At 41.6% G+C, this 11570-nt stretch carries 15 protein-coding genes; 5 read left to right on the top strand and 10 right to left on the bottom strand.

Going from position 1 to position 11570, the window contains the following annotated elements:
* Positions 1-7: 7 nt before the first annotated feature.
* The 9 genes from ACSAJE_RS10305 to ACSAJE_RS10265 form a co-directional block, all read right to left on the bottom strand.
* Entirely contained in the window at positions 8-676 is a 669-nt protein-coding gene (locus ACSAJE_RS10305) for a DUF4956 domain-containing protein (RefSeq protein WP_458008989.1), read from the bottom strand.
* Entirely contained in the window at positions 657-1478 is an 822-nt protein-coding gene (locus ACSAJE_RS10300; RefSeq protein ID WP_458008988.1) for a VTC domain-containing protein, read from the bottom strand. Before ACSAJE_RS10300 ends, ACSAJE_RS10305 begins: the two co-directional genes overlap by 20 nt.
* A 207-nt stretch (positions 1479-1685) precedes the next feature.
* Positions 1686-2576 (bottom strand): Fic family protein, encoded by an 891-nt coding sequence (locus ACSAJE_RS10295; protein WP_458008987.1) that lies wholly within the window; start codon positions 2574-2576, stop codon positions 1686-1688.
* Between the two features lie 649 nt (positions 2577-3225).
* Positions 3226-3501, bottom strand: a complete 276-nt coding sequence (locus tag ACSAJE_RS10290; protein WP_458008986.1) for a hypothetical protein — start codon at positions 3499-3501, stop codon at positions 3226-3228.
* Positions 3494-4039 (bottom strand): hypothetical protein, encoded by a 546-nt coding sequence (locus ACSAJE_RS10285; RefSeq protein WP_118690262.1) that lies wholly within the window; start codon positions 4037-4039, stop codon positions 3494-3496. Before ACSAJE_RS10285 ends, ACSAJE_RS10290 begins: the two co-directional genes overlap by 8 nt.
* Positions 4040-4102: 63 nt before the next feature.
* Positions 4103-4726 (bottom strand): ABC transporter ATP-binding protein, encoded by a 624-nt coding sequence (locus tag ACSAJE_RS10280; RefSeq protein ID WP_458008985.1) that lies wholly within the window; start codon positions 4724-4726, stop codon positions 4103-4105.
* Between the two features lie 45 nt (positions 4727-4771).
* A complete protein-coding gene (locus tag ACSAJE_RS10275) occupies positions 4772-5494 on the bottom strand; it encodes a hypothetical protein (protein ID WP_118690264.1) in 723 nt (240 codons plus the stop codon).
* An 86-nt stretch (positions 5495-5580) separates the two neighbouring features.
* Positions 5581-6390, bottom strand: a complete 810-nt coding sequence (locus ACSAJE_RS10270; RefSeq protein ID WP_118690265.1) for a hypothetical protein — start codon at positions 6388-6390, stop codon at positions 5581-5583.
* A gap of 15 nt (positions 6391-6405) precedes the next feature.
* Positions 6406-7014: a hypothetical protein gene (locus ACSAJE_RS10265; RefSeq protein ID WP_118690266.1), complete on the bottom strand. Its 609-nt coding sequence runs from the start codon at positions 7012-7014 to the stop codon at positions 6406-6408.
* Positions 7015-7219: 205 nt separating this feature from the next.
* Here ACSAJE_RS10265 and ACSAJE_RS10260 point away from each other — a divergent pair, with 205 nt between their 5' ends.
* From ACSAJE_RS10260 to ACSAJE_RS10250, 3 genes are all read left to right on the top strand, one after another.
* Positions 7220-7582 (top strand): PadR family transcriptional regulator, encoded by a 363-nt coding sequence (locus tag ACSAJE_RS10260; RefSeq protein ID WP_182448223.1) that lies wholly within the window; start codon positions 7220-7222, stop codon positions 7580-7582.
* A gap of 11 nt (positions 7583-7593) precedes the next feature.
* Entirely contained in the window at positions 7594-8034 is a 441-nt protein-coding gene (locus ACSAJE_RS10255; protein ID WP_458008984.1) for a DUF6120 family protein, read from the top strand.
* Between the two features lie 69 nt (positions 8035-8103).
* Complete coding sequence (locus tag ACSAJE_RS10250; protein WP_118690269.1) at positions 8104-8421, top strand: hypothetical protein; 318 nt, start codon at positions 8104-8106, stop codon at positions 8419-8421.
* 13 nt (positions 8422-8434) lie between these two features.
* Here the strand turns inward: ACSAJE_RS10250 and ACSAJE_RS10245 are convergent, their stop codons facing one another.
* Positions 8435-9151, bottom strand: coding sequence for an ATP-binding protein (locus tag ACSAJE_RS10245; protein ID WP_458008983.1), 717 nt, complete (start codon positions 9149-9151; stop codon positions 8435-8437).
* A gap of 147 nt (positions 9152-9298) precedes the next feature.
* Between ACSAJE_RS10245 and ACSAJE_RS10240 the strand changes: the two genes are divergently transcribed.
* Together ACSAJE_RS10240 and ACSAJE_RS10235 are read left to right on the top strand one after the other, a co-directional pair.
* Positions 9299-9964, top strand: coding sequence for a Crp/Fnr family transcriptional regulator (locus tag ACSAJE_RS10240; protein WP_458008982.1), 666 nt, complete (start codon positions 9299-9301; stop codon positions 9962-9964).
* Between the two features lie 101 nt (positions 9965-10065).
* On the top strand, positions 10066-11409 hold the full coding sequence (locus ACSAJE_RS10235; RefSeq protein WP_458008981.1) for an MATE family efflux transporter: 1344 nt from the start codon (positions 10066-10068) through the stop codon (positions 11407-11409).
* Positions 11410-11570: the final 161 nt, after the last annotated feature.

Below are 11570 nucleotides of genomic sequence, written 5' to 3'. Positions count from 1 at the left end.
TGCCATATTATAATTCCTCTCGGCTGGTCAGCACTCTGCTGCAGCTCACCGTAAGATTGGCATTGCGGGTACGGATGTCATCGATCATCTCCTTAACAAGCGCATCCTTTGCCAGCGCAATTTCATAACGAAGTTCATACATACTGCCCATGTTGATGGTTTTTACCTGAATCAGACGGGCAGTTTTGGTGTATTTCTGCAGAATATCTTCAAAGACTCCCTCATAATCAAGATCCTCCGAAATCACGATCCGCAGGAGATGCTGCTGCACGCCGGCATGTCCGACCACCTTGTAGGAAACCAACATCACAGCTCCCACGATCACAGTGATCATCACCGCATAAGCCAGATAGCCCATACCGGTCGCAAGTCCTACCACGATCGCATAGAATACGCCGCTGATCTCACGGGATGTACCCGGAACAGACCGGAAACGCACCAGACTGAATGCACCCATGATCGCCACACCGGTTCCCAGATTTCCATTGACCAGCATGATCACCGCCTGCACCAGAGCCGGCAGCAACAGCAGCGTCACCACAAAATTCTTCGTATACTCCCCCTGCAGCATGTACACTGCCGCGATCACCAACCCCAGTACCAGGGACACACATGTACACAACAGCGCCGCCTGCACAGACACACTCCCCGCCCCATTAATCACACTTGCCATCATATTGTTGATTCCTCTCTTTCGTATAAAATGCTCCGTATTTGGAAAAGGATGTGGGATAGATTTTTTGTCCCCCAAGCATCCTGCAAAGCCACAGCGGATATGCACTGCCACATTTGATCTCCATGACAACCTCACCCTGTTCAAAGTACAAATTCTCCGGTTCCTCCCCGTCAAGCGTCAGTCCCCGCCTGCGGTTGCGGATCCTCTGATCGAATGTCAGACGCAGGGACCTGTCCTCTTTTCCGTACAGGGCTACGCGGTCGTATGCGATATACATGTTCGGCCGCAAGTCATATCGATCTCTGGTGTATTCCAGTTCCCGCAGGATCTGGCGATGCACAAAGTCTCCCTCTTCCTGATTTGGGCGTTCCTTCTGCGGCTGGAAAACCTTCCTCACCATCTCGCTCTGGCTTCCTTTCTCTCCCTGGCAACAAACATCTTTTCCTTCAACTGAGTTCCAGCTCCTGCGCCGCGCCAGAAATTTCTCTGCCTCCGAAAGTGGCATGCTCACCCTTCTCTTATAGACGATGCCCTGGTATTTGCGCTTCAGTTCCACAAACACGTCATCGTTTCGTCCGATTTTTCCATATCCCCGGACGCGCACTTTCTCCTTAAACTCCGGCTTCTGGATGGAATGACGGATCATCTCCTCCCCAGGCGTATCATAATAAACATTGCGGATCGTACTCTGTCCATACTCATCCTCCACCGTATACTCTGCAAGGAACTGCCGAATCCACTCATACTGCTCCCGGCTGATCACATACTTTTTCTCCACCCTTGCAAACGTATCCTGACTCATTCGTAATCAATCCTTCCCCGTTTTCCTTATACTGCTATTCTAGCGAAAAGCCGGGGCTAAATAAACATCAAAAATTTGTATGAAAGTACACTACAAAAGAGAGACTTGTCGAAAGTCTCTCTTTTATGGTGTCGATAACTACATTATCAACCTTCATATTTTAATATTTGGCGAACATTATAATTGATACTTGGAAAATCAGCTTGTTTAATATTCAATCCTAAAATAATCCAAATATGCTTTATATTTATCTTGTGCTGTCAGACAGGTATCTGTCAGATAACCTTGTTCGTCGTTCCATTCCTTCAATCCACGATAATAGAACATCTTCAGATTGTCCTCAATGATGAACGGAACAATATTGTATTTCAGGCACTCCTTAAACATAATCAATCTGCCCACACGCCCATTACCATCCTGGAACGGATGGATTCTCTCAAACTTCACATGAAATTCCAGAATATCTGTAAAGGTCTTTTCCTCTTTGGCATTGTATTCCGTCAGCAAGGCCTTCATTTTATCAGCAACTTCTTCCGGAAGAGCTGTATCCCTGCCACCGACTTCATTCGGAAGTTTCTTATAATCACCAACAGCAAACCAATCTTTTCTGGAATCGCTGGTGCCATTCTTCAAAGTCAAGTGAAGTTCTTTGATGAATTTCTCCGTCAAAGTTGCTTTCGCGTGATCAATAATCATGTCAATGCAACGAAAGTGATTTGCCGTTTCGATCACATCATCCACATTCAACACTTCTTTTTCTACGCCAATAGTATTGGTTTCAAAGATATATCTGGTTTGATCGTGTGTCAGGCGGCTTCCCTCCATATGATTAGAGTTATAGGTCAAATCAATCTGTGTCTTATGATAAATCCCACCGGAATATTTACTGACCTTCTGCTCTTTTAGAATATCCAACAGAGTAATCGGTTCTTCTTTTCTTTTGTTAGCGCGCTCCGGTTTCTGTGCGTTTTCTGGAATGTTCCATGTCTTACCGGTAAGACATGCACCGTTCACACGCCCTTGGGCACAGTAATTTCTAACACTGCGTTCTGACATATTCCATTTTTTCGCTATATCAGCAACTAAAAGGTATTTCATCTACAATCCTCCGTCATAAATCAAATCCAAAAAACGTACCAACCTACTAATTAGTATATCACACCATCGGCAAAAACACCATTCTTTTTTTTCGTATGCCGCGCTATTTTTAGCCGATACGGCAATTATATCATCTAATAAATTTTACTTTTATTTTCGTACATGATCATGAGGCTTTTTCCGTTCAAATTGTGCAATCATATGTAAAAGGTGGATGTTCTTTCCGATCCGCTCACAACTTTTCCCTTCCCACTCAATATGGATTTGTACCCTCTTCTTGTTTTTTCTAATCACCACGCGAATACAAATCGGCAAGAATGACTACAATGACTATAATAGCGATTAATAAAACTACAAGAGATGTCTTATGACATTTATTGAGAGCGAAACTATCGAACTCAAGTCTTCGGTTGTCGCAGGCCTTTGCAAAGAGGAAGGTTCCCTATGATGCTGCTAAGAACAGGCTCAGCCGACTGCCCTCTTTCTTTTGAAAGTGAATTCTTATTTTCTTAATTATACAAACTGGGATTTGCAGAACCGCTTAAAACAGAATGTATGTTTGACATATGAGTGGTTAGATGTTAATATACTAATAAAGAAGGTGCTACCGATAGACGGTTAGCCTGATATATAGATCAAAAATGACCGCTTAGTTTATCAGACAGGGGCGGTCATTTTTGTGTTTTATCATTGCTCTTAGAACCAACGGTATAACCAAGAGCAATGCGCGTTCTTCCTCTCCCATTTCAGGATAAAAATAAAATCCCTTCTTGGCATCAAATCGGAACATATATGCCAATACTTGCAGATAGTCCTTGTTTCCAATATTATCAATCGGTTTGTACTTCGCATCTGCAATCACTCGTGCCTCTGAGTCTCTGCTGATGAAGTCTGGGTAGATAAGTCCGCGATTATGGTCAAACAAACGCTGAGAACCTTTTGTATTCTATCTTATATGTCCTGCCTTTCTCCCTCATAACATAATACAGCGCTGCCGTTTCGTAAATGGATGCCTGCATACCCTCCTCCGGTATGACATCAAAAAACAAATTCAAGGTTACTTTATCCCCACTATCTATAGAATCTTTTTCCGTTGTTTGGACATTACCGTACCAAATACTCCCTCCGGACAGCAGGCAGTAATTGGGTACGATATCATAGATGGATACTGTCTTGTCACTGTGATTCACAACTGTAACCTTCGTCTCGTATTTGTATATTTTCATCCGATAATCTTCGTCATATATTTTTCTCCAAACCGGTGATTTCTGTATGTTGTAGGTAATGTCTGCCATCTCATAATTCTCACCATATGGTATCACCTCATGTTTCACATGATGTAAGGCTTTTCCATTTACTATCTGATACCGCACGACAAAAAGGACGATTAAGGCAAGAAATATCATAACTATTGCCCCAAATTTAAATCGTTGTTTGCTTTTTTCAGAAATTAATACTTTCATCCTAGGTTCCCTTTCTTTCATTCCATAATTTTGTGAAACATTCTCCACTAGTTATACTCATTATCACCTTAAGCTTCCCTCTTTCATTTCGTAACACTGCGAAGTCACCGCATCCAAGAAGTCGCGATCATGGCTTGTTACGACAATGGTGCTTCCCGCTTCTTTTAGATGCCGCAACAATTCTTCCAACATTTGTATACCATCGCTGTCGATTCCATTCGTTGGTTCGTCCAATAAAATCAACTTCGGCTTTTTCAAAATTGCCTGTGCAATACCGAGCCGTTCTTTCATTCCCAGCGAATACTTTTTATAATGTCTTCGATCTTTCGGATCTAACCCAACCGCATTCATCGCTTCCTCAATATCTTCTTCTGTTATTCCCTCTTGCAGCATTCCCAATAACTGCAGGTTTTTCTTTCCTGTAAATTCCGGCAAAAATCCCGGCATTTCGACAAGGACTCCTATATCTTTGGGGCACTCTCCCGGTTCCATTTTCTTGCCACCAATCTCCACACTGCCATCCACACGAATAAGCCCCGCTATTGCTCGTAAAACCATTGTTTTTCCGGAACCATTAATTCCCCTTATACCTACGATATCCCCCTGCTCTACCGTAAGATTTACGCCTTTTAATACCTGCGTTCCTTTCATTGTTTTATATACATCTTTTAATCTGATATAGTCCATCGTCTACCTCATTTCCGCTCGTTGTTAAGCCTTTTTTCTATTGTTTTACTCACTAAAAATATCCATGCGATTTATTTTCTTTGTACCGGCAATTAGTGTAAACGCCAACACAATCCCTGCCATTGCAATTGCCATACCAATCGTTCCCCGACGATACATAAAACCGGCACAATAAAATACAGGGAACTTCACCGGCAAACCCAAAACAACATAAGCAGTGCACACTATAAATCCTATTATTTCATTTCCGAACAAGGATACAATCGCATACAGCCAATATATGGTACACATTCCAAGCAGCAATAATATCTCAGACTCCAATAGCATTGTGCTATTTATATTAATACAATAATCCGCACTGCTATAAGCAGATAAGATGAATTGTTTTTCCAGTATTTGAAAGACGACTATCCCACACGCCAAAACACCTCCGCATAATATCTTGCTATACCAATACCATTTTCTTTTTGGAATGTGCGGCATAAAACAGCTTGTATTCCGTGAAAGATCTTTTCGAATAAAGTCAATGACAATGATTAATATCCCCACTTGGTTCCATACCCACTGAATTGGAAATTTATCCGGTTCTGAAAGAAAGCTTTGCACAGAAACCCCCAAAATTTCCTGTTCTATAACTGCGCTACGCTCATACATCACTAACATAATGTCTATCAGCAAAATACTCCCAAAATATACAACGAGCCTCCTCCACTGATGCAGCAACAGCCAACTATCTCTTTTTATCAACCCAACCATCATGTTTTTCACGCGTTACTCTCCTCTGCCTTTCACTGAACTCACGACCTGTTACTAATCGAAACATCATGTTTTCATTCAGTCATTCCCCGATCTGTTTAATCCAACTCATGCCTCTTTGCTCCCCAGCACATCCCAATTATTGTGATTCCCAATAACAGGATCATTAACGTTACCATAACCGATAATTCCATCTCTCCCAAGGGGGCGACTTGATGTGCATAGGTGAGCGGATAATAGGTTGCCGCACCATTTTTGCAGACAACGCCAACCAAAGATTCATATAAATAGTTCAACACAAACACGGACACCCAAACCATAAATATATTTTTAAGCAAGCCGCTAAGCGCTAACGCAACACCTGCCAAAAGTCCCCCTATGCAAAAGGCAAAGAATAAAAACAAACAGATATGCAATAACGGATAATCATAAAAAACGCTCGGAAATAACGTCTCTTTTCCATATAAGCTCACGGTATGTGTATCCCATAATATCAAATCCGGCTTTTCATCCGGGACGAGCAAAAAACACGCATAGAGGTTTATCGCCAACGGAAAAATAGTAACCAAACCGCCCGCCGTAAAATTGCACACGTATAATCCACGAAAATACTGCTTTGTCTTATTTCTAGTCTGCACAAATTGATAATAACCGCTTTGTCTGTCAGAAAGCCACGTGTCCGCCATTGGTATTGCTGCAAGCAATGGCACTAATAGATAAAAAAGCGAAGCATATATCGACCCGTTAAAACCTCCCATCCATATTGTATATACGGAATGTCCATATTTTAACGCTCTATATGGATACACATCCTTTGCAATGTATAACATAGATAGCATTGCTCCAGCCAATAATGCCAGATAAAAATTCTTTTTATGTAGTAATCTTTTCCAAAAATACAGAAACATCTTATTACTCCCCATCTACTTTTTTACGATATATTCCGTGCGAAATTGTTGTATTTGATCCTCGTCTTCCTCTGGTTCCGTTGTATAAAACAAACGATAATTCGTCATGTCTCCCGAAACATCCTGCTCGCATTTCACTAACATTTTTGCCTCTGTTGTTTCATGATATTTGAGGGTTTTTCTCCCCGTAAGCAAAACTGCATTCCACTCTGCTTCTCCCAGTTTGACCGAAAAACCCTTTGCAAACTTCTCCACATCAACGGTCTCGCCTTTACGGCTATTTTTTATTTTACAAGACAAAACGTACTTTGCCTTTTTGTAAGTTACAGACTGCAATGTAAAAAAAATGCCACAATCTTCGTTTTCCTCATTTAGCTGCAGCGTATTTACCTTAATCTGAATATCTTTTTTGTGAACGTCTTTGACACCTTGTTTTCCGTCTGGTGTTTTTTTATCGGTTGTATTTTTCGTATCTTCTAAATTTTCTTCCTTCTGCGCCCGCTCCTGAACACTCCCCGTGCTATTGTCCGAAAATTCACGAACCTTCGCAGTCACAATCCCTGCTACAATAGCTGCACAACACACAAAAGAAATGATCTTGATCGTTTGTTTTCTTGCCCCCATATACCTTCTCCTCCTCATAGCAATTCTTGATGATGTCACGCTACACAACAGCAGTTTCCTATTAATTAATAATAGTACACCCACAATTACTCTTTGTCAAATACTTTTTATTAAATTGCATTATAGAAATATCTATATTGACATGAATCTTATTTTATTCTAATATGGAATTGTAACTATTCTTTATCGGAAAAGGTGTATGATTATGGCGAAAAAAATACGAAGACACAACAATATAAAACATGGCACAATAGAACTGGTCTTATTACTGCTACTGCAATCCGGCAGGAAATATGGCTATCAGCTCGCCCAAGAGCTTTCTGAACATACCAGCAGCCAATATGAGCTCAAGGAAACAACGATGTATCCAACGTTGTACCGATTGAGCCAAAACGGCTATTTAGATTCCGAACAGGTCAAAGTCGGCGAAAGACGAACTCGCGTCTATTATTATATAACCGACAGCGGACGGCAGTATTTACAGGAATTGCTTACCGAGTACAAAGTGATTTCCGGTGCTATTGAACAACTACTATCATATACGGAATCTGAAAACAAAGATTCCTAGGGAGGGCTTTTTTGAAAAATACAGCAGCGAAGAAATATATCCGACAGGTTAAACGCCTGTACAGAGGAAAACGGCGATTTAAAAGACAATTTATTCAAGAATTAAAAGATGCTCTTCTATGTTATTTAGAAGAACATCCTGAAGCAACCTATACTGACTTGACGAAAGAATTTGGTCACCCGTCCGAGATTAGAGATCAGCTTTCTTTTCACACGGCTGATGAATTACACCTGAGAAATATGACGCTTTATTGGACGGTTGTCGGACTATGTTCTGTGACCGTTATCACAGTAGTATTTTTTACAGTTCGTCACATAGTATTTATGCACGACTACTCTAACGGCTATTACATAGAACAGTGGGAAGATGATGAAAATGGCTCGAACAATATCAATCCTATCACCAAAGCGACGGATCCGCCTTTGGAAAATCATCAGACCTTTGACGACTAATTAATATGTGGACATAAATGCGAGCACGAAAACACATGCTAAAAACACTTGACCACAAGGGAGGTAATTATGCTAAACAGACGTCAAATTCAAAAAATTGTAAAGCAGGCATACCCATCAGGTATGTTTATATCTGGCGAACAAAAACAACTTCGCAAAATACTAATGCAGGATATTATGAGCGATCTAGAGCAAAACCCGGATATAACGTATCAAGAAGCTGCGGCACATTACATAGACCCTGCTGAATTAGCATCGGTCAATGAACAGCCGCACCTTCCAAAACACATCGGTATATTGATTGGAATCACTATGGTCATTATCGTTCTTTGTATCCTTTTATACATAATTTCCAATCAATTTACTCCACCTACTTACTATTTTTAAGGCTCCTTTTCTATTATTCTTTGATCGTACCGTCAATTCCAATGGTCACCACCTGCCACTGAATAAATTTACCACTTTCCTGGAGTGCTTTCTTTGCCGCCATCTCAAGACCTCCGCAGCAAGGCACTTCCATTCTCACGATTGTCACAGATCGGATATCATTATTTGCAATGATCTGTGTCAGTTTTTCACTGTAATCCACAGCATCTAGTTTCGGACATCCAATCAGCGTCACTTTTCCTCGAATAAATTCGTGATGAAAGTTAGCGTAGGCATAGACTGTACAATCCGCTGCAATCAGCAGCTTTGCACCATCGAAATACGGTGCATTCACAGGCGCCAGTTTAATCTGAACCGGCCAGTTGCCCAGTTGTGATACTTGTGCGGGCATGGTTACATTTTCCGGGGCATCCTCTTTATGATCCATCATATGGATTCTGGAGCCAGGACATCCCCCCCCATGCATATGCTTCATCTTTTCTTGCAGTTCCTTTTTCTTCTGCGCTTCCTTCACTGCCTCTTCATCATATTCCGGGGCTTCTCTCTCTTCAAAAGTAATTGCTCCGGTCGGACAAGCAGGAAGGCAATCTCCCAGCCCGTCACAAAAATGCTCTCTTACAAGCTTTGCTTTTCCATCTATGATATCAATTGCACCTTCATGACAGGCATTGGCGCAGATACCACAGCCGTTGCATTTTTCTTCGTCTATATGGATAATCTTTCTAATCATGTTTGTCCTCCTCAAATATTATATTTTTGCTTTTCTGATGCAATCATATTATAATTATTGCAACATGTATGTTTGATTTCAAACAAGGAGTAAATAATGTGAAAGAAAGTTGTGCCGCCAGCCAAAGATGGCAGAATGGAGATTTTTATGGAAAAATATTTACCGATTTTGAGAAGTTGTCCGTTCTTCATGGAACTGAATGATACTGAAATTCTGTCTATACTTCATTGTGTGAATGCAGTTAAAGTATCCAAGGCTTCTAGATCCTATATTTTCAAGGCAGGAGATTCGACAGACGTGATGGGACTTGTACTAGCCGGCTCAACACTAATCATTCAGGAGGACCTTTGGGGACATCGCAACATCCTTTCAAAATGCAATGCGGGAGATTTTTTCGGAGAACCATATGCCGCAACCCCGGGCACAGTATTAAATATCAGTGTTGTCGCTGAAGAAGATTGCGACATTCTCTTTTTGAATATCAAACGTCTTCTGACATCCTGCCCAACCGCCTGCGATCACCATCAAAAACTGATCCGAAATCTGGTCTGTGTACTGGCAAATAAGATACTGATCCTTAACGACAAGATCACTCATGTCAGCAAACGATCGACCAGAGATAAGCTGTTATCCTATCTCTCATCTGAATCCGTCAAAAAATCATCGCTTTCTTTTGATATCCCATTTGACAGACAGCAACTGGCAGATTTCCTTTGTGTAGAAAGAGCCGCTATGTCCGTAGAATTATCAAAGTTGCAAAAGGAAGGATTACTAAAAACAAACCGTAATCATTTTGAATTAATAACAAAGTAAATCGAAGCTTCGTAACGCACCTTGGGACTTACGTTTTGCAGATGCAAAAATCGGATAAGATAGAACAAGTAAACTCACGAAACTTATGGAGGAATACAGTTATGTCAAAAGATGAGTATTTAATCACAGATGCGCCTCTGAAAGCACTGACAATTTTCGCATTGCCAATGATCCTAGGCAGCTTTTTTCAGCAAATATACAATATGGCCGACTCCATCATCGTCGGTCAATTCGTTGGCTCCTCTGCACTGGCAGCTATCGGTGCATGTGCAGCTCTGACTAATGTTTTTATTTGCGCGGCGTTGGGAGCCGGTGTCGGTGCCGGTGTACTCGTGAGCCGCTATTTCGGTGCCAGAGAGTATGGAAAAATGAAGACCATCGTGTCAACATCCTTGCTTAGCTTTCTAATTCTAAGTGTAATCCTTGGTGTTTTTGGCTATTTCTTTTCCTACTCGATGATGCGTATATTACAAACCCCTGCCGATATAATGCATGATGCCGTTTTATATCTTCGGATCTATTTTGTGGGATTTCCGTTTTTGTTTATGTACAACGTTCTTTCAACGATGTTTACTTCCATAGGCGAATCAAAGATTCCACTAGCACTCCTGATATTCTCGTCTATCTTAAATATATTTATGGATCTTTGGATGGTAGCCGATCTTGGTCTTGGCGTGTTCGGTGCGGCACTTGCAACCTTGATCGCCCAAGGCATTTCCGCCGTATTGTCGTTTTTGATCTTCTTCTTTCGGATGCGACGTTATAATAGCCCATTCCGCCGATTTGACTGCCACGAGCTGCGTTCCATGCTGCGGATCGCTGTTCCGTCGGTTCTCCAGCAGTCCACGGTATCTATCGGTATGATGATCGTACAGGCAGTTGTAAATCCTTTTGGCACACAGGCACTTGCGGGATATGCGGCGACGATGCGGATAGAAAATGTTTTTTCCCTAATCTTTGTATCCATCGGCAATGCAGTGTCTCCATATGTTTCCCAGAATCTCGGTGCAAACAAACCACGGCGTATCAAAAAAGGATACCAATCCGCATTGGTATTGGATGTATGCTTTGCAGTACTTGCTTTCATCATCATCGAAACGCTGCATACGCAAATTTCCTCTCTATTTCTCGGTAAAGACGGAACAGCTTTTGCCTATCAGGTATCCGGAGATTATATGAGATGGCTTGGTTGTTTCTTTATCTTTATGGGAATCAAAATGGCAACCGATGGAGTCCTTCGTGGTCTGGGAATCATGCGGCCATTCCTCCTGGCAAACATGGTAAACCTTGCGATTCGACTGTCCGTTGCTTTGATCTTTGCACCTCGTTTTGGCATTGCATTTGTCTGGCTGGCTGTACCGGCCGGGTGGCTTGCAAACTTTTTAATTTCTTATATGGCTCTTAGGAGATCATGGCCAACCGATAACGTGGTGCCATCTCGATAACTTAAAGCGATTTACAAGCTATAATTCTCTGCCGACAGAAATCGCTATGTTGTGGCTGCAAAATACAATATAATCATTGACATAATAAGCAATATGTGACCAGACAGTAGCATTGGAAGTGCGAAGTTTGAGTCATGAATTCATACTTTACGTTTTTATGC

Source organism: Jutongia sp. SJQ-6 (assembly GCF_054161275.1).
This window is presented reverse-complemented; position numbering and strand designations above follow the sequence as displayed.

Bases quoted from the DNA above. Each gene is read 5' to 3' on its own strand.
- ACSAJE_RS10305 (WP_458008989.1), bottom strand. From the start codon at position 676: ATGATGGCAAGTGTGATTAATGGGGCGGGGAGTGTGTCTGTGCAGGCG.
- ACSAJE_RS10300 (WP_458008988.1), bottom strand. From the start codon at position 1,478: ATGAGTCAGGATACGTTTGCAAGGGTGGAGAAAAAGTATGTGATCAGC.
- ACSAJE_RS10295 (WP_458008987.1), bottom strand. From the start codon at position 2,576: ATGAAATACCTTTTAGTTGCTGATATAGCGAAAAAATGGAATATGTCA.
- ACSAJE_RS10285 (WP_118690262.1), bottom strand. From the start codon at position 4,039: ATGAAAGTATTAATTTCTGAAAAAAGCAAACAACGATTTAAATTTGGG.
- ACSAJE_RS10280 (WP_458008985.1), bottom strand. From the start codon at position 4,726: ATGGACTATATCAGATTAAAAGATGTATATAAAACAATGAAAGGAACG.
- ACSAJE_RS10270 (WP_118690265.1), bottom strand. From the start codon at position 6,390: ATGTTTCTGTATTTTTGGAAAAGATTACTACATAAAAAGAATTTTTAT.
- ACSAJE_RS10265 (WP_118690266.1), bottom strand. From the start codon at position 7,014: ATGGGGGCAAGAAAACAAACGATCAAGATCATTTCTTTTGTGTGTTGT.
- ACSAJE_RS10260 (WP_182448223.1), top strand. From the start codon at position 7,220: ATGGCGAAAAAAATACGAAGACACAACAATATAAAACATGGCACAATA.
- ACSAJE_RS10250 (WP_118690269.1), top strand. From the start codon at position 8,104: ATGCTAAACAGACGTCAAATTCAAAAAATTGTAAAGCAGGCATACCCA.
- ACSAJE_RS10245 (WP_458008983.1), bottom strand. From the start codon at position 9,151: ATGATTAGAAAGATTATCCATATAGACGAAGAAAAATGCAACGGCTGT.
- ACSAJE_RS10240 (WP_458008982.1), top strand. From the start codon at position 9,299: ATGGAAAAATATTTACCGATTTTGAGAAGTTGTCCGTTCTTCATGGAA.
- ACSAJE_RS10235 (WP_458008981.1), top strand. From the start codon at position 10,066: ATGTCAAAAGATGAGTATTTAATCACAGATGCGCCTCTGAAAGCACTG.